Below are 21,574 nucleotides of genomic sequence, written 5' to 3' on the forward strand. Positions count from 1 at the left end.
GGCGGCGCGTTCTTCACCCTCGTCGTCGGGGTGCTGGCGCTGATGTCGGGGCTGTTCCAGATCAACCCGGTGTGGAACTTCGGCCCCTACAACCCTTCCCAGGTGTCCGCCGGGTCCCAGCCGGACTGGTACATGGGGTGGGCCGACGGCCTGCTGCGCGTGTGGCCGCCGTGGGAGGTCTACCTCGGCGACCACACCGTGCCGCCGGTGTTCTTCGCCGGCGCGATCGGCATCGCCGTGCTCGTCACGCTCCTGCTGAGCTACCCGTTCATCGAACGCCGGCTCACCGGCGACACCGCGCACCACAACCTGCTCCAGCGGCCGCGTGACGTCCCGGTCCGCACGGCGCTGGGCGCGATGGCGATCACGTTCTTCCTCGTGCTCACCCTGTCCAGCTTCAACGACATCCTCGCCGTCCAGTTCGACATCTCGCTCAACGCTCTGACGTGGGCGGGCCGGATCGGCCTGCTCGTCGGGCCACCGCTGGCCTACTTCTTCGCCTACCGGCTGTGCGTCGGCCTGCAGCGGGCCGACCGCGAGGTGCTGGAGCACGGCGTCGAAACCGGCATCATAAAGCGGCTGCCGCACGGTGAGTTCATCGAGATCCACCAGCCACTGGCCGCGACGCCGCTCGAGTACCAGGGCGCGCCGGTGCCGAAGAAGATGAACAAGCTGGGCTCCGGGGGGCACGCCGTCCCGGGCTCGCTGCTGACGCCGGACCCGCCCGAGGAGACGCGGGCCCTGGACCGGGGGCGCCGATGACCGTCACGGCCACCACCCGCCTGGCGGCCGGGTGCGCGGCGGGCGCGGCGCTGCTGTCCGCGTTCGCCACCACGGCCAGCTTCGGGTGGCTGCCCCTGGACTCCCCCGCGGTGGCGGCCGGGGTGGCGCTGACCGTCCACGGTGCGTTGCTGCTGACCATCGTGGACAGCCACGACCGGCGGCTGCGCGGCACCGCGATCACCGTCGGCTCGGTGCTCGCCTGCATCCTGCTCGCCGGCTCGCTCTGGACCGCGGTCGCGCACTTCCCCGGGCAGCCGGGGCCGATGGTCGTGCAGGTCCTGGAGAACGTCGCCGGGCCGCTGGCCGTGCTCGCCGTCCACAGTGGAGCAAAGGTGGTTTCGTGACCAAACCCGCCGTGATCACCACCGCCGCGCCGTCGGCCGACGAGCAGCTCGCCGCCCGGCGCCGCAAGTACGTAGTGATGATGGCCTGCCGGATCCCGTGCCTGGTCCTCGCCGGGCTCACCGCGCACGTCTGGTGGCTGGCCCTGGCGTTCCTGGCGGTGTCCGTGCCGCTGCCGTGGGCCGCGGTGCTCATCGCCAACGACGTCCCGGTGCGGCGCAAACACGCCGTCCGGCACCTCGCGCGGCCCGCGCTGTCACCCGGAGAAGGCCGCGAGGGCCGCCGTGAATGACGCCGGCACCGGCTCCCCCACGATCGGCAGGCCGCGCCACCCGGGACCGGCCGGGCGCACCGGCACCCCGTCGGCGTGCAGGGTGCGCAGGATCCGCACGTCCGCGGACTGCGACGTCATCGACCACACCACCACGCCGGCCGGCGTGAAGCGGCCGGCCACCACGCGAAGGACGTCGAGCGAAACCAGGCCGCCCAGGAACGTCGCCGGCGCGCCGTCGTCGTTCAGCGCCGCGCTCAGCACCTTGACCGGCAGCTCGTGGCGCTCCGCCGGGCCGCACACGAAGAGCACCGGAGCCCGGCCCGGCCGCGCCGGCACCGGGTACCGGTCCAGCGCCGCGGACGTCGCCGTCGCCAGGGCCCACTCCGCGGCCATGGCGGTGCGGTCGCCGAGCTGCGCCCACCGCTCCCCGATGGCGCGCAGCACCGGCGCGACGACCTCGGTCCAGGTCTTCGCCACGCCCAGGCTGCCGAGCGCGTCGTCGACCAGGCCGCCCATCGTGGGCAGGTCCAGCGATTCGGCCACTTCGGCGAGGCGCTGCCGGCGCTGCCCGGCCGTCACCTCGGCGGCCGAGCGCGCCAGCACCAGCCGGGCGGCGTCGCGCGCGCTGGTCCCCTGGGCCTGCAGCGCCCGCATCCGGCGCAACCGCTCGACGTCCTCGGGCGTGTACCGCCGCCGCCCGTTGGCCTCGCGCTCGGCGGCCCCGATCCCGTACCGCTGCTCCCAGGTGCGCAGGGTCACCTGCGACACCCCCAGCGTCCGCGCCACCTCGCTCGAGCTGAGCGGCCGCGGTCCGGCGTTCCGGCTCATCCGGCCTCCTTCTGGACGCGTATTGAATCACGGAATCGCCGGTCAGGCCGTCTTCGACCGCCGCGAAAGCCCACTCTGGATCGCATTCGGATCGAAAGGGGCCCGATGGACACCGAACACCGGTGGGTGACCACCCAGGTCGGCCGCCTCTGCGCGCGGGTCGCCGAGGCCGCCGAAGGCGTCGTCGACCTCCGGCCCGGCCCGGAGGCCCAGGTGATCCGCCGGTGGCTCGCCGCCCGGCTCGCGTTCGGCGCGGTCCCCACGGCCGCGCTGGGCTACGCGGTGCTCGTCGCCGACGAGCTGGTCGCCAACGCCCGCGAGCACACCGGCGTCCCGCTGCGGCTGTGCTACACCCGCCACCACCGGGGGCTCCTGCTCGAGGTCACCGACGCGGCACCGCGGCGGACGCAAACGCTCGCGGCCATCCGCGACGGCGCCCACGGGTACGGCACCGGCCTCGCGGTGGTGTCCTCCCTCGCCCTCGACTGGGGGGTCGACCAGAACGCCACCGAGAAGACCGTCTGGGCCCTGCTGCCCTGGCGGTCCCCGTAACCTGGAGCCCCGTGTCCACCACTCCCTCCGACGTCGAGCGCGACCGGCTGCTGTCCCCGTCGCGCATCTACTTCGAACCCGCCGCGGCCGAACTGCCCCGCGGCCGGCAGGTGCTCGCCCGGTTCCCCGATGCCACCCGCGTGGAGGTCGCCGGCCACTGGCAGATCCCCGAGCTGCACGGCGACGAGACCAACGTCCGGCGCTGGGTGCGCATCAAGCGCGAGGCCCTCGTGCTGGGGACCAAGAAGTCGCTGACCGCGCGCCCGAACGGGCGCTCCGCCGACTTCATCGCGCCGTCGACCGCCAACGGCTGCGCGATGGCGTGCGCCTACTGCTACGTCCCGCGGCACAAGGGCTACTCGAACCCGATCACGGTCTTCGCCAACATCGACCGGATCACCGGGTACCTCGCGCGCCACATCGCCCGGCAGGGCCCGAAAACCGAGCCCAACCAGTGCGACCCGGACGCGTGGGTCTACGACATCGGCGAGAACTCCGACTGCTCGGTCGACGCCCTGGTCAGCGACAACGTCGCCGACCTGGTCGAGCTGTTCGCCCGCCGGCCCACGGCGAAGGCGAGTTTCGCCACCAAGTACGTCAACCGCGGCCTGCTCGACCTGTCCCCGCGCGGCCGCACCCGGGTCCGGTTCTCCCTGATGCCCGCGCGGGCGGCGAAGCTGCTGGACCTGCGGACCAGCCCGGTCCCCGAACGCCTGCGCGCCCTCGACGACTTCGTCGAGGCGGGCTACGAGGTCCACGTCAACCTCAGCCCGGTCGTGGTGTATCCGGGCTGGCAGGCGGACTGGGCCGAACTGCTGGCCGACCTCGGGGACGCCACGGCCGAGGCCACCAAGGCCCAGCTCGCCGCCGAGGTCGTCATGCTGACCCACAACCGCGCACTGCACGAGGTCAACCTCGGCTGGCACCCGAAGGCCGAGCAAGTGCTGTGGCGGCCCGACTTGCAGGAGACCAAGCGCAGCGAAGGCGGCGGGATCAACGTCCGCTACCGCGCCGGCCGGAAGCGGGCGCTGCTCGACGAACTGCTGGGCATCGTCGCCGAGCGCGCGCCTTACCTCCGGATCCGTTACGCCTTCTGAGGGGCCGTCCAGCCGTCCGGATGAGAACGCCTGTTTGACCGACGGGGGTGTCCGGGTACCTCCGCGCTCGAAGCGAGCCGCCACCCGCCCAGGGGTGGCGATTCCCCGGAAAAGGAGCTCCCCACCGTGATCGTCCTCGGCGTCATCCTGATCATCCTCGGCTTCCTCATCGGCATCCCGGTGCTGTACACGATCGGCACCGTGCTCGCCGTCGCGGGCGTCGTCCTCGCGATCCTCGGCGGAACCGGCCGCAAGATCGGCGGCCGCGCGCACTGGTACTGAGCCGGGCACCGGGCCGGGAGCTCCGGCTTCCGGCCCGGTTCGCGGGCCGATGACACCGAGTGGTGGGCCGAACCGGCGACGGCGGCCCGCGGCTCCGTCGCGCAGCGTGTCCGCGCTCCCGCGGCGTGCGGCCGGGCGGAACGCTTCCACCGCCGGCCCTCCCCCGAACCGGCGTCCGCGGGCGGTCCCGTCTCGGCACGTCACCCCCGTGACGGAGAATCGGATACATCGGCGCCGGAATGCACGTGATCAAAGAACCTCGATCGAATTGCCTTGCCGCCATTTCACCCGATCGTGTAATGCCCACAATTACTCCGGCACGTTGATTGGCCGGAAGTAATGCTGCCGGTAGCGTTGCGGGCCGAAGAGCAATCCGCATGCCTGAAATCATCGAGGTAAGCCCTCACTCCGGTGATAACGCCAGGGGTGACCGCGCAGAAAACCGGGTCGGGGAAGGGAAGCAACCAAGATGTTGAGCATAGAGATCGCATTGAAGGAAGCCATGTCGATCGTCGGCGCCGTCGGCGTCGCGCTGGTCGACTACGAGAGCGGGATGCCGCTCGGCACCGCCGGCGGTGGCGACTGGCTGGACCTGGAGGTCGCCGCCGCCGGCAACACCGAGGTCGTGCGGTCGGAACTGCGGATGATGTCGTCGCTGTCGCTCAACGACGGCATCGAAGACATCCTGATCACGCTGCGCCGCCAGTACCACCTGATCCGATTGCTGAAATCGTCGAGGAATTCGCTGTTCCTGTACCTGGTACTGGACCGGGAACGGGCCAACCTCGGGCTGGCCCGCCACGAGCTGAAACGCATCGAAGCCGACCTGCAGGTGTAGCACGAGCACGGTTCCGGCTCGCCGTGGGAACGGCTGCGTGCCGACCGGCTCGGCGGGGTCGAGGCGCGGGTCCACTGTGGAGCGCACCCGCCGCCCGACCCCCGTGGCCGGGAGCAGCGCCCTGCTCCCGGCCGGCCTTCGCTACTGGATCGCGAACGGCGCCGACACGTCCACCGCGTACGGTGTCGTGCTGTTCTTGTCCAGCTGCACCACATAATCGCCCGGTACCACCGCGGGCGGGCCGGACGCGTTGATGTCCGGCGCGCTTTCGGCCAGCGTCGCCGCCGGGAAGGACACGCGCACCACCTGCGACCGGCCCGGGTCGAGCGTCACCCGCGCGAAGCCGACCAGCCGTTGCGGGGGAACGACCACCGGGCTCACCGGCTGTGCCACGTACACCGGTACGACGTCGGTCCCCGCGCGGTTCCCCGTGTTGGTGACGGTGAACGTCGCGGTGGCCGTGCCGTTACGGGCGACCTTCGGCGTCACCGACAGGTTCGTGTGGGTGAACGTCGTGTACGACAGGCCGTAGCCGAACGGGAATTGCGGGTTGTACGCGTTGCCCGGCCCGGACGCGGTGCTGGGCAGCTGGTCGAAGAACTTCGGCTGATCGCCCAGCGGGGACGGGGCCGTGCCGGCGAAGTCGGCGCCGACGGCCGGCGCGTCGGACGGCCAGCTGATCGGCAGCTTGCCCGCGGGGTTCACCTTGCCGAACAGCACGTCCGCCACCGCCGTGCCGGTTTCCGTGCTGCCCTGGTAGGCCATCAGCACCGCGTTCGCCTTCTCCGCCGGGCCCAGCCCGACCGGCCGGCCCGCGACGACCACGACGACCACCGGTTTGCCGGTCGCCTCCAGCGCCGAGATGAGCGCCTGCTGGTCGGGCGCCAGGGCCGGCGCCGGGTTGTCGCCCAGCCCTTCCGCGTACGCCTTCTCCCCCACCACCGCCACGTAGGCGCTGGTGTCCGGCGCGGCCGCGACGGCGCTGGCCTGGTCCGGCGCGTAGACCGCGCCGGGGTTCGCCGCCCGGATGCCGCCCAGCACGGTGGTGCCCGGCGGGATCTGGTTGTCCGGGCCCATGCAGCACACGTGCCCGGCACCGGCCACGCCCTGCCAGCTCACGCTCCAGCCGCCGAGCTGGTTGGTCATCGAATCCGCGCTCGGGCCCGTCACCACGACCTTCGCGCCGGCCGGCAACGGCAGCGCGTTGTTCTCGTTGCGCAGCAGGGTGATCGACTCCCGCGCGGCCTTCACCGTCTGGTCGCGGCCCGCGGTGACGGCGGCGTTCGCGGCGTTCGCGTCGACGCACGGTTTCGCCGGGTCGGCCACGCACGGCTGGTCGAACAGGCCGAGCTGGAACTTCAGCGTGAGGATGCGGCGGACGGCCTGGTCGATTCGCGCGCGCGAGATCCTGCCCGTGTCGACGGCCTGCAGGATCGCGGCCTGCCAGCCCGCCGGGTCGGCGACCTGCATGCTCATGTCGACGCCCGCGTTCACGGCGGCGGCGATGGCGCCCGGCAGGTCCGCCGCGATGTGGTAGGCGGTCTGCAACGCGGTGACGTCCTGGTAGTCGCTGATCACGACACCCTGGAAGTGCAGCTGGTCGCGCAGGACGTCGGTCAGCAGGTAGTGCGATGAAGTGGCGGGAACGCCGTTGATCGAACCGGAGTTGACCATCACGGTCCCGGCGCCCGCGTCGATCCCGGCCGCGTACGGCGGCAGGATCGTCGTCTGGAGGTAGTTCATCGGGAGCAGCGCCTCGGCCCGGTCGTGGCCGTTGACCGACTGCGAGTAGCCGGCGAAGTGCTTGACCGTCGCACTGACGTTCAGCCCACCGCGCCTGCCGGGCGCTTGCATGCCCTTGATGTTCGCGGCGCCCATCGCGGCCGACAGGACCGGTTGCTCGGCCCACGTCTCGTAGGTGCGGCCCCACCGGTTGTCGCGCGCGATGTCCTGGACCGGCGCGAAGTTCCAGGTCCAGCCGGTGGCACGCAGGGCGTCCGCGGTCACCTTGCCGCCGGCCTGGGCGAGCGCGGGGTCCCAGGTGGCGCCCATGCCGATGGACTGCGGGAACAGCGGCGCCTGCCACGGGTGGCCGAAGCCGTGCACCGCGTCGACGCCGAACACCACCGGAAGGTGCAGGCGCGAATTCTTGATCGCGAACTGCTGGATGATGTTGTACTCGGTGGCCCAGTCGTAGCCGGTGTTGCCCACCCCGCCCTTGCCCGTGGTGTCGACCGGATTCTCGGTACCACCCGCGAGAATCGAGCCGACGTGGGCGTCGATCAGGATTTTCCGCATGCATTCGGGGTTGGGCAGGGTGAATCCGTTGTTCCCGCACGTCGCGCTGTTCGAATCGGTCAGCGTGGTGACCAGTTGCTGGTCCATCTGGCCGACCTTCTCGGGCAGCGTCATCGCGCGGAGCAGGGCCTCCACCCGGGCCGGTACCGGGCGATGGGTGTCCAGCCAGGGCGCGGCGCCCGGGTCGATGGCGGCACTGCTGCTGGCGGTGAACGCGGAAACCGCGAGGGAGACCGCCGCCGCGAGCACCGTGACGGTGGCGCGGGTACTACGTCTGTGGTTACGGAACACCTGACCTCCTTCAACCGTGGTCGGCGCGGGCCGGCCGCAAGGGTGCGAGCGCACCGTAGGCACCTTCCGCCGGGCTGTAAAGCGCCGAACGGCGGCCGGATGCGCGTCCGCGCCCACCTCGAAGTAAGCGGTATCCCGTGACTCCGCCGTCGGACGCACCGGCCCGGACCACCGGCCGCCGGTGTCGGCCGGTGCCCCAGCCGCCGTCGGCGCGTCCACTTCGGACAGATCGAGGCCGGTGCCCGGCCCGGGCCGCAAGCGCTTGCTCAGGCGCCGAGGACGGTGTCGAGCCAGTCGAAGGTGCGCTGGTGGAACAAGAACAGCGCACCTTCGTGACAGTGTTCGCCGGCGCCTTCGTCCTCGCGGAAGAGGATCAGCTCCTTCCGGCAGGTCAGTTCGTCGAACACGCGCTGGGGCTGGCCGGCGAAGAACTGGTCGTTCTCGGCGTCGAGGACCAGGGTCGGGCAGGTGATGCGGTCGGCGATCCCGGCCATGGTGTAGCCCTTGGTCGCCGCCACCACCTCGTCGAAGGTCGGCACCCCGAAGGTCCACTTGCCGTTGCGGACGACCCAGCGCGCCGCGGTGTTCTCCGCGATCAGCGCGTCGAGCCCGCCCGGAGCCGACGCCGCTTGCGCGGCGACGGCGACGAAGGGCTCGTGCAGGTCGTAGACCCCGTCGTAGAGCACGCACGCGGCGACGCGGTGCTCGAAGGCGGCCGCGCGGCCGGCGAGGTAGCCACCCATGCTCATGCCGATCAGGGCGATCTTGTCGTTGTCCACTTCGGACAGGCTCCGGGCGAGGTCGACGGCCGGGGTGACCACCGCCTCCCAGTCGGGCCGGAAGTGCAGGCCCTGCCGGCGCAGCGGGGCGCCTTGGCCGGGGCCGTCGAAGGCGAGGACGTTGTAGCCGCGCCGCAGCGCGCCCACGGCGATGGCGAAGTAGCTCTCCTCCAGGATGGAGTCGAACCCGCCGTGGAACAGCACCGTCGGGCGCGGGGTGCCCGAGTCGTCGACCAGGAACAGGTACGCGGGCAGGGTGGTGTCCTCGTACGGGATGGTGAGCGCGCGGGCCGGGGTGTCCAGCAGCGGCGCGGCGTCGGCGAAGGTCCGCTGGGCGGCTTCAGCGAGCCGCGCGGACTCCGGGTCGTGCGCGGGGTCGTCGCGGCGGTAGAAGTCGGCGACCCGGTAGTAGTTGGACGCCCGCAGCAGCGCCTCCCGCGCGCTGACCCGGTGCCCGGCGGCCAGTGCGTCGCGGCCGACGCCCTCGATCCGCGCGGCGGTCGCGGCCCACCGCGTCGACCAGGCTGCCTCGTCGCCTTCGGGGATCTCCCGGCAGGTGACCAGGACTTCGCCGAGGTCGGCGCCGGCGTAGGCGGCGTACCCGGCGGCGCGCAGGGCTTCGAAGGAGAAGGACTCGTCGTCGAAGAGGAACTTCATCGGATGCCTCCGCAGATTACGAACGGAACGGTCTCGTTCCGTTGTAGCAAGCCGCGCAATGGAACGCAACCGTTCCGTCGCTACACTCGGTGGCATGGCGACGAGCGAAGACGGGCCCCGGCCGGTGACCGGCGGCGCGGTGCTGCGGAAGCAGGTGACCGACGCGATCACCGAGGCGGCGTTCGCCGAGGTGGCCGAGACGGGATACGCGCGGACGTCGATGGACGCGGTCGCCCGGCGCGCCGGGGTCGGGAAGGCCGCGCTGTACCGGCGGTGGCCGTCGAAGCAGGCGATGCTGGCCGAGCTGATCCGCGACAAGGTCACCGGCGCGCTGCCGCCGGTGCCGGACACCGGCGCGCTGCGCACCGACCTGCGCGAGCTGTTCGCGACCTTCCGCGCTCAGCTGGACCATCCGCTCGTGACCCGGATCGGGGCCGGGCTGCTCGCCGAAGCCGCCCACGACGCGGCCCTCGCCGAAGTACTCCAGAACGACGTGGCCGCGCCGCGCCGAGCGGCGGCCGGCGCGATCCTGCGGGTCGCGATCGACCGCGGTGAGCTCCCGCCCGGCCTGGATGTCGAGCTGGGCATCGATCTGCTGATCGCACCGCTGGCCTTCCGGATGCTCGTGCTCAAGGGCCCGATCGGCGACCGGTACCTGGAAACACTGGCGCGGGCGATCGAGGCGGCCCTGAAGGCGGCGGCGGCGTGACCGCTCACGACCGGGGTCGTGGCCTTACCAGATGACTCCCGTCAGCGGGTGCAGACGTAGCTCGACGCGCTGTCCGGGTCGCCCGCGCGGTACCGGGGCCACCCCGGGTACGCGCACAGCGGCCGGGTCCGGGCGTGCGCCAAGTCCGTCGCCACCGGGTTCGCCGGCGACTGTCCTTTCTCGACCCAGCTTTCGAGCGCCGTGAGCGAGTCCCAGGAGGCGGCGAAGGCGGGCGTGCCGAAGTTGGCGTGGTTCGCGCCCGGTATCACGTAGTACCGCAGGAACGCGTCGGTCGCCCGCGGCCCGGCCACCGAGCGCACCCGCTCGTAGTAGTCGCTCGTCGAGTACGGCGACACCAGCTCGTCCGCCGCGCCGTGCAGCAGGATCAGCTTGCCGCCCGCCCGGGCGAACGGGCGCAGGTCCGCGTTGTTGCGGTCCTCGATCTTCGACAGCTCGCTGATCCGGCCGAGCCACTTCCCGGGGTGCCGGGGATCCACGTCGAGCGAGCGGTACTGCGGATCCCGCGTCAGGAAGTACTTGACCCACTGGTCCCAGTACTGCGGCCCGTAGCCGCTCGTCACCGGCATCGGGTTCGCCGGGGCCGTCGTCCCGAAGCCGAGGAACGGCGTGCTCATGTCCGCGCCCGACAGGAACGGGAAGCCCGGGTACTGCGTTTCCCCGCTGGCGATCGGGTACGGCCACCGGAACGGCGACGACATCGCCTGCACCGCCCCGATCTGCGCGTCCGACAGGCACGCCGGACCGGCGTCCGCCCCGCCCGGGCACCGCAGCACGCGCGGATCGAAGTGACACGCGCCGGGGTTCGACACGATCCGGTCGCGGACACCGTCCAGACCGTCACACGCCTGGATCACGCTGGTGTACAACAGCTTCTGCTTGTCCGGTCCCGGGAACGCGCCGGGCTTCGACAGGATCTGCGTCAGGTGACCCAGGTCCAGGATCTCCGCCATGTTGTTCCAGGCGGGGAACGCGGAAATGACACCGTCGAACGCGGCCGGCCACCGCTGCGCGACGTTCAGGGCTTCGCGGCCGCCGGTCGACCCGCCCGCGAAGAACGTCTCGGCGGGCGAGGTCCCGTAGGTCCGCCGGATAAGGAACAGGCCGGCGTCCCGCGTCTTCTTCAAGGCGTCCCCGGCCGCGAAGTTGACCAGGGCCTCGTCGTTCGCGCCGAACGAGCCGTCCAGCGACGGCGGGGACGCCGGGTTCTGCTGGTGCCCCGAGTCACTCGCGAACGTCGCATAGCCGCGGGCCAGCGGCACCGGCCGGTCGGCCGGGCCGAACGGCACGTTCGACGCCACGTCCGGGATCGTCCCGTTGTAGCCGCCCCCGCCGAACATCAGCGCCTTGCGGTTCCACTCGCGCGGCAGCGCGACGCGCATCTTGATCGACGGCGCGGCCGGGTCGACCGGGAAGAGGTCGGCGTCGGCCCGGCAGTAGTCGCCGGCCGGACCGGCCACGACCGACGCCGACGTGACGCGGCCGCCGGTGGTCGGCAGGCTCATCGCCGACGCCGGGATCGTCAGCCCGGCGAGCTCGGCGCACGTCGTCGTGGCGGTGGCGGGCCCGGCTCCGGCGACCACGGACGCGCCGGCCACCAGCACCGCGGCGAACAGGGAGAACTTCCGCACTCCGGTCTCCTTTCGGGAGTTCAGCGGTAGAGGTGCGCGCCCGGCACGGCTGCCGGGTCTTCCCGGACCGAAGCGGGGTTCGTCTCGGGCAGGAACCACGCGCTGGCGAAGGTGATCAGCCCCATCAGCGTGATGTAGCCGGCGACCGGCAGCGTGCTGCCGGTGTCCGCGATGAGCGCGGTCATCAGGAACGGCGTCCCGCCGCTGACGATGATCGCCGAGAGCTGGTAGGCCAGCGACGCGCCCGAATACCGCACGGCCGGGGCGAAGAGCTCGCTGAGGAAGCTCGCGATCGGGCCGTAGGTGAGGCACTGGAACACGAACCCGACCGCCACCGCGACGAAGATCAGCGGCAGGGACTTGGTGCCGACGAGCCCGAAGTACGGGAAGCCCCACAGGGCGACGCCCAGGCCGCCGACGAGGATCAGCGGCCGGCGGCCGATCTTGTCCGAGAGGTGCCCGGACCACGGGATGGTCGCCAGCATCGCCGCCGACGCCAGCGGCACGACGGCCAGCAGGGCGTCGCGTTTGAGCCCGAGCGTCCCCGTGCCGTAGCTCAGCAGCCCGGAGATGCTGACGTAGAACAGGCTGTTGGTGGCCGACAGCAGCCCGCAGCCGAGCAGGATCGTCCCCCACTTGGTGCGCACGACCTGCGCCAGCGGCGCGCGGGCCACCACTTCGTCGTCCGACTTCGCCGCTTCCTTCTGCAGCTCGAGGAATTCGGGCGTGTCTTCGACCTTGGCCTGGATGTAGAGGACGACCGCGAACATGAGAACGCTGAGCAGGAACGGGATCCGCCAGCCCCAGGACAGGAACGCGGCGTCCGGCATCAGGCCGCTGGTGGCGACGAAGATCAGGTTCGAGATGATCACGGCCACCGGAACGCTGGTCTGGCCGAAGGTGCCGGCGAAGCCCCGGCGTTTCGGCCCGGCGGATTCGGTGAGCAGCAGGATGATGCCGCCCCACTGGCCGCCGGTCGCGAGTCCCTGGACGAAGCGCAGGATGACCAGCAGGATCGGGGCCAGCGGGCCGACGGCGGCCGCGGTCGGCAGGCAGCCGATCAGGAAGGTCGCCGCCCCCATCACCGCCAGGCAGGCGACGACCACCGGTTTGCGCCCGTACCGGTCCCCGAGGTGCCCGGCGAGCACGCCGCCGATCGGCCGGGCCACGAACCCCGCCCAGAACGTGCTGAAGGCGAGCAGGGTGCCGGTCAGCGCCGAGGAATGCGGGAAGAACACTTTGGGGAACACCAGCGCGGCCGCGGTGCCGTAGAGGAAGAAGTCGTACCACTCGATCGAGCTTCCGACGAGCCCGGCGGCCAGCAGCTTGCGGAAGGCCCGGGGCCGGGTTTTCGCCACGTCGGAGCCGGACTGGCCGTCGGGCTGGGTGAGCGGGATTGCCATGGGTGCCGCCTTCGTCGTTGAGCGCAGCCTGGTGATGGCGGTGATGCTAGGACGCCGTTACGCTGCCGATGAGGTGTGGACCACCCACTCCTCACGGCGGGCCGGTGGGCCTTTCGTCCACCCGATCGCGAGGAGGAGGGTGCCGTGACCGAGCCGGGTTCGCTCGCGCGGCGGCAGCGCGAACTGGCCTCGTTGTACGCGACCGTCAAGTCCCTCACCGCACTCGGCGGGCTGGACGAGGTCCTGCAGTCGATCGTCCACCACGCCCACGACCTGATCGGCACCGACTTCACCTACCTCTCGCTGGTCGGCGCGGACGGGAGGCTGTCGGCCCGCGCGTCGGACGGCACGATCTCCGCCGAGTTCCTCGCGGCGGCCATCCCGGCGACGGTGGGGCTCGGCGGCAAGGTGTTGGCCTCGCGGAGCCCCCACTGGGTGCGCGACTACGCGTCCTCGACGCTGATCCAGCACGACCCGGACTTCGACCGGCTGGTGGGGACCGAAGACCTGGTCGCGCTCCTCGGCGTCCCGCTGGTCATCCGGGGTGAGGCGGTGGGCGCGCTGTTCGCCGCGTACCGCTCCGAAAGGTCGTTCCAGGCCGACGAAATCGCGTTGCTGAACGCGTTCGCCGACCACGCCGCGGTCGCTCTCGACAACGCCCGGCTCTACGAAGCGAGCCGGACCGCGTTGCAGGAGCTGCAGGGCGCGTACCGGAAGATCGAACGGGCGCAGGCGATCCACGAAGCACTGACCGGGGTCGTGCTGGCCGGTGGCACTCCGGACGACGTCGCGCAGCTGCTCGCCGACCAGCTGGGCGGCCGCGTCACGCTCCTCGACCGCGCGGGCGAGATCGAGCTGGCCGGCCTCGTCGAAGAAGCGCGGCGCTCGGGGCGCTGCACGGTCGCCGCCGGCTTGAGTGTGGCGGCGATCCAGGCGGGCGACAGCTACCTGGGCGCGCTGGCGTGGCGCCGGGACGGCGTTCCGGACGACACCGACCTGCGCACGCTGGAGCGGGCCACCCACATCCTCGGGCTGCTCATCCTCAAGGAGCGGGCGGTCGCCGAGGCCGGCGAGCGGGTGAGCGGCGAGCTGCTGACCGAGCTGATGGTCGGCAGCCCGGGGATCAGCCCGGCCCAGCGCACCCGGGCCCGCGCCCGCGGCATCGACGCCGACCGCCTGGACCTGGTCGTCGTGGCGGACTCCCCCGCGGTGGCGCCGACGGACCTGGCCCGCCACCTGCACGACGTCGCCCGCGACCACGGCGGCCTGGCCGGCGAGCACCTGGGCCGGGCCACGATGCTGCTCCCCGCCGCCGACGGGGAAGAGCTGGTGGCGGAAGTCCACAGCAGACTCCGCCGCACGCTCGGCGCGCCGGTTCTGGTCGTCGGCGAGCGGGCGGCCGGCCACGACTGGTCCCGCGCGTTCTCCTTGGCGGGCCGCTGCGGCGCGGTGCTGCGGGCGCTCGGGCACACCGACACGGGCGCGACGACGCGGCAATACGCGTTGTACGCCATGGTGTTCGACGCCGAGCGCGCCGGGGAGCTCGACCGGTTCCTGGCCGGCTCCCTCGGCCCGTTGCTGGACTACGACCGGCAGCGCGGCACCGAGCTCGTGGAGACGCTCGGGGCGTACTACGACCACCGCGCGAACGTCGCGGCGACGGCGCGGGCGCTGCACGTCCACGTCAACACGCTGCTCAAGCGGCTGGACCGCGCGGGCGGCGTGCTCGGCTTCGACTGGCGGCAGGGCAACGATCTGGAGCTGCAGCTGGGCCTGCGCCTGCACCGGCTGCGCGCCGGGATCTCCTAGGCGATCCGCTGCGCCTCCCGCAGGTCGAGCTTGGAGAGCTTCCCGGTGCCCGTCTTCGGCAACGCGGGCATGAACACGAATTCGTCGGGCAGCCACCACTTCGCGACCAGCGGCGTCAGGTGCCGCAGGAGGTCGCCGGCCGTGGTCGCGCTGCCCTCGCGCAAGGCGACGTACGCGACGGGCCGTTCCATCCACCGCGGGTCCGGGCGGCCGATCACCGCCACCTCGACGACGTCGGGGTGCGCCGCGATCGCGGCCTCGAGCTCGACCGAGGAGATCCACTCGCCGCCGGACTTGATCAGGTCCTTGATCCGGTCCACCAGCCGCAGGTAGCCCTCGCCGTCGATGGTGGCCAGGTCGCCGGTGCGCAGCCAGCCGTCGGCGGTGAAGCTGCCGGGGGCGTCCACCCGGAAGTAGCCGCCGGCCACCCACGGGCCCGCGACCTGCAGCTCGCCGACGGCGCGGCCGTCGCACGGGAGCTCGTCGCCGGTCTCGACGTCGACGATCCGCACGTTCACCAGCGGCAGCGGCTGCCCCTGGGCGGCCCGCACGGTCACCTGTTCGTCCTCGGTCAGCCCCTGGTGCTGGGTACGCACACCGCCGATGACCCCGACCGGGCTGATCTCGGTCATCCCCCAGGAATGGGTGATGGGGACACCGATCGCGGCCCGGTAGGTCTCCGACAGTGCTGGGGGCACGGCGGAGCCGCCGCCGAGCAGGAACCGCGTCGCGCTCAGGTCGTACGCGCCCAGTTCGGGCGCGAGGCTGGTCCAGACCGTGGGGACGGCGCCGGCGACGGTCACCCGCTCGGCCGCCATCAACCCCAGCAGGTGCGCCGGTTCCGCCGACGCGCCGGGCAGCACCAGCGACGCCCCCGCCATCATCGCTCCGTAGGGCAGGCCCCACGCGTTGGCGTGGAACATCGGCACGATCGGCAGGACGACGTCGCTTTCGCAGAGCCCGATCAGGCCGGCGGCCTGGGTTCCCAGGCAGTGCAGGACCGTCGACCGGTGGCTGTAGAGCACGCCCTTGGGCGGCCCGGTCGTCCCCGAGGTGTAGCACAGCCCGGACGCGAGGTTCTCGTCCGCGAGCGTGAACGCGGCTTCGAACGAACCCGCGAAGGGCTCCGCGTCCGAGACCAGCGCGTCGTAGTCCAGGATCCGGGGATCCGCCGGGATCTCCTCGTCGGTGCCGTCGGGCAGCACCACCCAGTGCCGCACCTTCGGCAGCTTCCCGGCGCTCGGCCAGATGCGCGGGAGCAGCCCGCGGTCGACGAACACCACGTCGTCCTCGGCGTGGCCGACGATGTACTCGAGGTGCTCCGCCGAGAGCCGGATGTTGATCGAGTGCAGCACCCGCTTGGTGGCCGGCACGGCGAGGTAGAGCTCCAGGTGGCGGCGGGTGTTGCTCGCGAACGTCCCGACGCGCGCGCCTTCCGGGACGCCCAGGGCGGCCAGCGCCGCGGCGAGGCGGCGGACGTCGCCGAGCACGTCGGCGTACGTGCGCCGTTCGTCCGGCGTCACGATTTCCTTGTGCGCGAAGAGCCGCTCGGCCCGGTCCACGATGTGGGCGATGGTGAGCGGCCGCGGCTGCATCAGCCCGTCCATGATCGTCTCTTTCGGTCGTCGGTTTCCCCGGCAGGGCACGACCTTAAGCGCGGTCACGGGCGGGAGAAGAGGGCGGAAGATCCCACTCCTCCGCCCTCTCCGGTGTCGGCTACCTCCACTCAGCCGCACGTCCTCCCGTCTACGGTGAAGGCCGCCGGGTTGGTGTTGCTGCCGGTGTAGCTGCCGTTGAAGCCGATCGACGCCGACTGGCCCGGGGCCAGCGAACCGTTCCAGGGCAGGGACGCCGCGGTCACGTTCGCGCCCGACTGCGCCCAGGTCGCCGACCAGCCCTGCGTCACCTTCTGGGTGCCCGGGAAGGTGAAGCCCAGCTTCCAGCTCGTCCACGCCGTCGTGCCGGTGTTCTTCACCGTGACGGCCGCGGTGAACCCGCCGTTCCACGTGTTCGCCGCGTACGTCACCGCACAGCCGCCCGCCGGGGTCGCGGGCAGGGTCGTGAACTGCGCCGAAGGTGAGTCCGCGCTCGTCAGGCCCGCGCCGTTGCGAGCGACGACGACCACCTGGTACGCGGTCGACGGCGCGAGTCCCGTGAGCGTCGCCGTCGTACCGGGGACGGCGGCGAGGACCGTGCGGGCCGAACCCGCCACGCGGACCACGTCGTAGCTCTTGACGCCGCTTTCGGGGTCCGCGGCCGCCGGCCAGGTCACCGTGGCGCCGCCGCTCGTCACCGCGGACACGGCGGGGGTACCCGGCGCGGCGGGCGCCGTCGTGTCCACAGTGGACGACGTCTTCTCCGCGACCCAGCCGGACAGCCAGGCCAGCGCGGAGTTCCAGTTGATCGCGACCTCGTTCACCGAGTACGCCTGGATGTCGTCGACGAAGCAGCGCTGCGGCGCGCACCCGGCGAGCAGCCGGGCCGCGGTCGGGTCCTGCAGGCCGCTGTTGGGCCCACCCGACAGCGCGCCGGGCGGAGCGGTCGGCAGTGACGCGTCCAGCTCGTGCGCCCAGAACCGGTGGTGCACGTTGCGCACCGGCTGGTCGCCGTGGCCGGCGACGTAGGAGTAGTTCGCGGGGTTGCGGCCGAGCAGGTAGTCCATGGCCGCGAACGCGCCGTCGCGGTACTTGTCCTGCTTGGTGAAGTCGTACGCCAGCGCGAGCACGACACCGTTGTTGGCCACCAGGCCGTTGGAACCCCATTCGTACGTGCCGTCGGCCGTCCGGTACGGCGCCGGGTAGCCCATGGTCGCCAGCTGCGCCAGGTGGCTGTCCGCGGTCGTGGTGATCGCCGTCCTGGTCGCGGCGACGTCCGCCGCGGGCAGGTCGGTGGGCACCAGGGCCAGCGTGATGTCGCCGAGCGCGCCCGTCGACGCCCAGTCGAAGCCGTGCGTGGTGAAGCTCTTCCCGCGGTAGAGCGACGAGCCGGTGACGTCGGTGCGGTACGCGCTCTTGCCGGTGGTGGCGAACAGTTCCGCGGCGGCCCAGTAGAACTCGTCGGTCACGGTGCTGTCGCTGTAGGTGCCGCCGCCGGTGCCGTCGTTCGGGTCGGCCAGGACGTTCGGGTTCGCTTTCGCCGCCGCGTAAGCCTTCTCGGCCGCGGCCAGCAGCTTCGCCGAGTACGCCGGGTCGATCGTCGCCCACGACCGGGACGCCTGCGCGGCCACCGCGGCCATGTTCAGCGTCGCCGCCGTGCTCGGTGCGGACAGCCGGCGCGGCTGGCTGTCCTGGTCGGGCCGGGTCGGCAGGGCCGTCCACTGCGCGTCGTGGATCTTGTGGTGCACCATGCCGGCGTTCGGTTTGCCGTCCGGCACCTGCATCGAGAGCAGGAAGTCGACTTCCCAGCGGGCTTCGTCGAGGATGTCCGGCACCCCGTTGGCGCGCTCCGGGATCGCCAGCTTGCCGTCGCCGAAGGCGCTCGCGTCACCGAGGCGCACCGCGCGCTCGTACTCGTCGAGCAGCTGCCACGCGGCGATGCCGCCGTTGACGACGTACTTGCCGTGGTCGCCGGCGTCGTACCAGCCGCCGCGCACGTCGAGGGTGTAGCCGCAGTTCAGGTCCGACCGGCAGGGGACGTTGTCGTCACCTTGGTTCGGCGCCACGTTGACGTGCCCGGCGGGCCGCGCGTAGCCGGCACCGACGTAGGCGGCGTCGATCGCGATCCCGCTGCGCTGGTGGTAGAAGAACGCGAGCGAGTCGTACCTCAGCTTCTCCGGTCCGGCGGTGGAGATGTCGAACGGAAAGCTGGTCTCGGACCCGACGCTGAGCGTGTAGCCGGTGCCGGCGGTGTCGTAGGCGGAGAAATCGATCTCGTGCACGTTCTCGCCGGAGGCCGCGTCCGCGCCCCGCGGCCTGGTCTGGCCGGTCGCCACGGCGGTGCCGGCGGCGTTCTTCAGCGTCCAGGTCTGCGCGGTCGTCGAGTCGCTGATCAGCGTGGCCCGTTTGGGCAGGCCGGGCGCGTAGCTCTCCTGGTTGACGCGGATGCCGCTGGTCGGCGGCAGGCCACCGGGCGGGACGACGCCGCCGATGAGCGAGATGTTGTCCAGGCACACGGTGTTCGCGGCGGCCTGGCCACCGAACCAGAACGCCAGCTGCCCGTTGCCCGCGGCGGGAAAGTCCAAAGTGGACGTGAAAGTTACACTGAAGTGCTGGGTCGAGGGCGTCACCGTCAGGTCGGTCCGCGAGATCTGCCGGTAGGGCGAAACGGCTTCGCCCGCGACGGCGGAGATCTGCTGGGCGGTCGTCGCGTGCGCGTCGAACGTCAGGGTGTACTGCTGCCCCGCCTCGAACGGCACCCCGTTCTGGCCGGCCAGGGCGTCGTAGCCGTTGGCCGTGCCGCCGGGGACGTCGGCGCAGAACTCCCCCGCGGTGACGTGGCCGGTCGTGCCCGACCCGGCCCACCACGGGTCGAGTGTGCCACTGGAGAACGTACCGTTGAGCAGGCGCTCGTAGTCCGCGGCGGACGCGGGCGCGGTACCTCCCGCCAGCCCGAGCGCCACCGCGACCAGCAGGGCCGGTCCGGCCCGCAGCTTTCTTGCCCGCATTCGCCATCTCCTCGTCTTCGTCGGCGTACTGATGGTGATCCGGACTGAGAGCGCTCCCAGCCGACGGTAACCGCTGCCCCGCGCGATTGGCAATCGCGGCGAAACTTTCGCGGGGTGCCCGTGAATTGATCACCGCTCGGGTCTTTGCTCGTCGGTTCCCGTGTGGTTTCATCGGAACCGGTACGAGCTGAGAGCGCTCCCAGAAGCGTTCCCCACGACGAGGTGGAGGCGGCACGTGAAACTGAAGCACGCCCTGTCCGCGGTAGCACTGTTCACGGCCGGCCTGCTGGCCCCGGTCGTCGGCACGGCGCCTGCCGCCCACGCGGACACCCTGATCTGCGACCAGTACGGCTCGACCACGATCGGCGGCCGGTACGTGGTCATGAACAACCGGTGGGGCAGCAGCGCCCAGCAGTGCATCAACGTCACGGGCAGCGGGTTCCGGATCCAGACCCAGCAGGGCTCGACCAGCGGCGGAGCCCCGCTGTCGTACCCGGCGGTCTACCTGGGCTGCCACTACGGCAACTGCTCCCCCGGCTCCCCCCTGCCGCGGCAGCTGAGCCGGATCGGCAGCGCGCCCTCCTCGATCTCCTACACCTACGTCGGCGGCTCGACCTTCGACGCCTCCTACGACATCTGGATGGACCCGACCGCGAAGACGAACGGGGTCAACCAGATGGAGCTGATGATCTGGTTCAACCGGGTCGGCGGCGTGCAGCCGGTCGGCGGCCGGGTCGGCACGACGACCATCGGCGGCCGGGGCTGGGAAGTGTGGCAGGGCAACAACGGCGGCAACGACGTGGTGTCCTACGTGGCCCAGTCCGCCATTTCGGGCTGGTCGTTCAACGTCATGGACTTCGTGAACGACGTCGACAACCGCACCCGGGTCGACCGGTCCTGGTACCTGACCAGCATCCAGGCCGGGTTCGAGCCGTGGAGCGGCGGCGTCGGCCTCGCGGTCAACTCCTTCTCGGCTTCCATCGGTTGAGGTGGGATCATGAAAACCGCATCGCGCGCAGCGCTCGCATCGTCGTTCCTGGCCGTGTCGCTCGGGATTTCGCTGGTGCTCGCCACCTCGGCCGGGGCGGCCTCGACGCTCGGCGCCTCGGCCGCCCAGACCGGCCGGTACTTCGGCACCGCCGTCTCGGCCGGGAAGCTCGGGGACTCCACCTACGTCGGCATCCTCGACCGTGAATTCTCGATGGTCACGCCGGAAAACGAGATGAAGTGGGACGCGACCGAGCCCAACCAGGGCCAGTTCTCCTACTCCGGCGGCGACCGCATCCTGAACCAGGCGGTCAGCACCGGCAAACGGGTCCGCGGCCACGCTCTGTTGTGGCACCAGCAGCAACCGGGCTGGGCCCAGGGGCTCAGCGGGTCCGCGCTGCGCCAGGCCGCGATCAACCACGTCACCCAGGTCGCCACCCACTACAAGGGCAAGATCTACGCCTGGGACGTCGTGAACGAAGCCTTCGCCGACGGCGGGAGCGGCGGACGGCGGGACTCGAACCTGCAGCGCACCGGCAACGACTGGATCGAAGCCGCGTTCCGCGCGGCGCGGGCGGCCGACCCCGGCGCGAAGCTCTGCTACAACGACTACAACACCGACGGCGTCAACGCGAAGAGCACCGGCGTCTACACCATGGTGCAGGACTTCAAGGCCCGCGGTGTGCCGATCGACTGCGTCGGCTTCCAGTCGCACCTCAGCAACTCGGCGCCGGGCGACTACCAGGCCAACCTGCAGCGGTTCGCGAGCCTCGGCGTCGAGGTCCAGATCACCGAGCTGGACATCTCCGGGTCGAACCAGGCCGCGGTCTACGGCACGGTCACCCGGGCCTGCCTGGCCGTTTCCCGCTGCGCCGGGATCACGGTGTGGGGCATCCGCGACACCGACTCGTGGCGCACCGGTGAGAACCCCTTGTTGTTCGACGGCAACGGGAACAAGAAGGCCGCGTACACCAGCGTCCTCGACGCGCTGAACGCCGGCGGCACCACCACCACGCCGACGACACCCACCACCCCGACGACCCCGACGACCCCGACCACGCCGACGACACCCACGACCCCGGTGCCGAGCGGCTGCAGCAGTTCGGTGTCGCTCAACTCGTGGAACGGCGGATTCGTGGCCACCGTGCGGGTTACGGCCGGGTCGAGTGCCCTCAGCGGCTGGTCGGTGACGACGAACCTGCCGGCGGGCGCGGCCGTCACCAACGGCTGGAGCGCCACCAACAGTGGCACCAGCGGTGCGGTGACCTGGACCAACGTGAGCTACAACGGCAGCGTCGCGGCCGGTCAGTCCACCGAGTTCGGCTTCCAGGGCACCGGCAGCGCCGAGGGCGTCACGGCAACCTGCGCGGCCCGCTGATCCACCATTTCCGCG

Annotated in this window: 17 protein-coding genes and 1 pseudogene; 11 read left to right on the forward strand and 7 right to left on the reverse strand. The window is 71.7% G+C overall.

The window, feature by feature from the left end; genetic code table 11:
• The 3 genes and pseudogenes from ACWEVP_RS40315 to ACWEVP_RS40325 form a co-directional block, all read left to right on the forward strand.
• A pseudogene (locus tag ACWEVP_RS40315) lies at positions 1–762 on the forward strand (cytochrome b); the annotation flags it as partial.
• A complete protein-coding gene (locus ACWEVP_RS40320) occupies positions 759–1,127 on the forward strand; it encodes a hypothetical protein (RefSeq protein ID WP_452067848.1) in 369 nt (122 codons plus the stop codon). The pseudogene ACWEVP_RS40315 and the gene ACWEVP_RS40320, both read left to right, overlap by 4 nt.
• A complete protein-coding gene (locus ACWEVP_RS40325; protein ID WP_452067849.1) occupies positions 1,124–1,417 on the forward strand; it encodes a DUF3099 domain-containing protein in 294 nt (97 codons plus the stop codon). Before ACWEVP_RS40320 ends, ACWEVP_RS40325 begins: the two co-directional genes overlap by 4 nt.
• Here the strand turns inward: ACWEVP_RS40325 and ACWEVP_RS40330 are convergent.
• Entirely contained in the window at positions 1,382–2,227 is an 846-nt protein-coding gene (locus ACWEVP_RS40330; protein ID WP_452067850.1) for a MerR family transcriptional regulator, read from the reverse strand. The two genes, ACWEVP_RS40325 and ACWEVP_RS40330, sit on opposite strands and share 36 nt — an antisense overlap.
• 105 nt (positions 2,228–2,332) lie before the next feature.
• On the opposite strand from ACWEVP_RS40330, the gene ACWEVP_RS40335 reads away from it, so the two are divergent.
• The 4 genes from ACWEVP_RS40335 to ACWEVP_RS40350 all read left to right on the forward strand — a co-directional run bounded on the left by ACWEVP_RS40335 (position 2,333) and on the right by ACWEVP_RS40350 (position 4,996).
• Positions 2,333–2,779 carry an ATP-binding protein gene (locus tag ACWEVP_RS40335; RefSeq protein WP_452067851.1) on the forward strand — a complete coding sequence of 149 codons (447 nt, stop codon included), beginning with the start codon at positions 2,333–2,335 and terminating at the stop codon, positions 2,777–2,779.
• An 11-nt stretch (positions 2,780–2,790) separates the two neighbouring features.
• On the forward strand, positions 2,791–3,876 hold the full coding sequence (locus ACWEVP_RS40340; protein WP_452067852.1) for a spore photoproduct lyase family protein: 1,086 nt from the start codon (positions 2,791–2,793) through the stop codon (positions 3,874–3,876).
• Between the two features lie 126 nt (positions 3,877–4,002).
• Positions 4,003–4,158: a hypothetical protein gene (locus ACWEVP_RS40345; protein ID WP_452067853.1), complete on the forward strand. Its 156-nt coding sequence runs from the start codon at positions 4,003–4,005 to the stop codon at positions 4,156–4,158.
• Between the two features lie 469 nt (positions 4,159–4,627).
• On the forward strand, positions 4,628–4,996 hold the full coding sequence (locus ACWEVP_RS40350) for a hypothetical protein (protein ID WP_452067854.1): 369 nt from the start codon (positions 4,628–4,630) through the stop codon (positions 4,994–4,996).
• A 141-nt stretch (positions 4,997–5,137) separates the two neighbouring features.
• Here ACWEVP_RS40350 and ACWEVP_RS40355 read toward each other — a convergent pair whose 3' ends face one another.
• Together ACWEVP_RS40355 and ACWEVP_RS40360 are read right to left on the reverse strand one after the other, a co-directional pair.
• Complete coding sequence (locus tag ACWEVP_RS40355) at positions 5,138–7,585, reverse strand: glycoside hydrolase family 3 N-terminal domain-containing protein (protein WP_452067855.1); 2,448 nt, start codon at positions 7,583–7,585, stop codon at positions 5,138–5,140.
• A gap of 266 nt (positions 7,586–7,851) precedes the next feature.
• Positions 7,852–9,021 (reverse strand): alpha/beta hydrolase family protein, encoded by a 1,170-nt coding sequence (locus ACWEVP_RS40360; protein ID WP_452067856.1) that lies wholly within the window; start codon positions 9,019–9,021, stop codon positions 7,852–7,854.
• Positions 9,022–9,115: 94 nt separating this feature from the next.
• On the opposite strand from ACWEVP_RS40360, the gene ACWEVP_RS40365 reads away from it, so the two are divergent.
• The gene (locus ACWEVP_RS40365) at positions 9,116–9,730 is read left to right on the forward strand and encodes a TetR/AcrR family transcriptional regulator (RefSeq protein WP_452067857.1); all 615 of its coding nucleotides are present in this window, start codon (positions 9,116–9,118) and stop codon (positions 9,728–9,730) included.
• Positions 9,731–9,771: 41 nt separating this feature from the next.
• Here the strand turns inward: ACWEVP_RS40365 and ACWEVP_RS40370 are convergent, their stop codons facing one another.
• A complete protein-coding gene (locus ACWEVP_RS40370) occupies positions 9,772–11,352 on the reverse strand; it encodes a tannase/feruloyl esterase family alpha/beta hydrolase (protein ID WP_452067965.1) in 1,581 nt (526 codons plus the stop codon).
• A 47-nt stretch (positions 11,353–11,399) separates the two neighbouring features.
• The gene (locus tag ACWEVP_RS40375) at positions 11,400–12,782 is read right to left on the reverse strand and encodes an MFS transporter (RefSeq protein ID WP_452067858.1); all 1,383 of its coding nucleotides are present in this window, start codon (positions 12,780–12,782) and stop codon (positions 11,400–11,402) included.
• A 144-nt stretch (positions 12,783–12,926) separates the two neighbouring features.
• On the opposite strand from ACWEVP_RS40375, the gene ACWEVP_RS40380 reads away from it, so the two are divergent.
• Positions 12,927–14,591 carry a helix-turn-helix domain-containing protein gene (locus ACWEVP_RS40380; RefSeq protein WP_452067859.1) on the forward strand — a complete coding sequence of 555 codons (1,665 nt, stop codon included), beginning with the start codon at positions 12,927–12,929 and terminating at the stop codon, positions 14,589–14,591.
• Here the strand turns inward: ACWEVP_RS40380 and ACWEVP_RS40385 are convergent.
• Both ACWEVP_RS40385 and ACWEVP_RS40390 read right to left on the reverse strand, forming a co-directional pair.
• Positions 14,588–16,198: a long-chain fatty acid--CoA ligase gene (locus ACWEVP_RS40385; protein WP_452067860.1), complete on the reverse strand. Its 1,611-nt coding sequence runs from the start codon at positions 16,196–16,198 to the stop codon at positions 14,588–14,590. The two genes, ACWEVP_RS40380 and ACWEVP_RS40385, sit on opposite strands and share 4 nt — an antisense overlap.
• A 119-nt stretch (positions 16,199–16,317) precedes the next feature.
• Positions 16,318–19,194, reverse strand: coding sequence for a glycoside hydrolase family 9 protein (locus tag ACWEVP_RS40390; RefSeq protein ID WP_452067861.1), 2,877 nt, complete (start codon positions 19,192–19,194; stop codon positions 16,318–16,320).
• A gap of 235 nt (positions 19,195–19,429) precedes the next feature.
• Here ACWEVP_RS40390 and ACWEVP_RS40395 point away from each other — a divergent pair, with 235 nt between their 5' ends.
• On the forward strand, positions 19,430–20,182 hold the full coding sequence (locus ACWEVP_RS40395) for a GH12 family glycosyl hydrolase domain-containing protein (RefSeq protein ID WP_452067862.1): 753 nt from the start codon (positions 19,430–19,432) through the stop codon (positions 20,180–20,182).
• A 9-nt stretch (positions 20,183–20,191) separates the two neighbouring features.
• On the forward strand, positions 20,192–21,559 hold the full coding sequence (locus ACWEVP_RS40400; RefSeq protein ID WP_452067863.1) for an endo-1,4-beta-xylanase: 1,368 nt from the start codon (positions 20,192–20,194) through the stop codon (positions 21,557–21,559).
• The last annotated feature ends 15 nt before the right edge of the window (positions 21,560–21,574 follow it).

Source organism: Amycolatopsis sp. NPDC003865 (assembly GCF_053605345.1).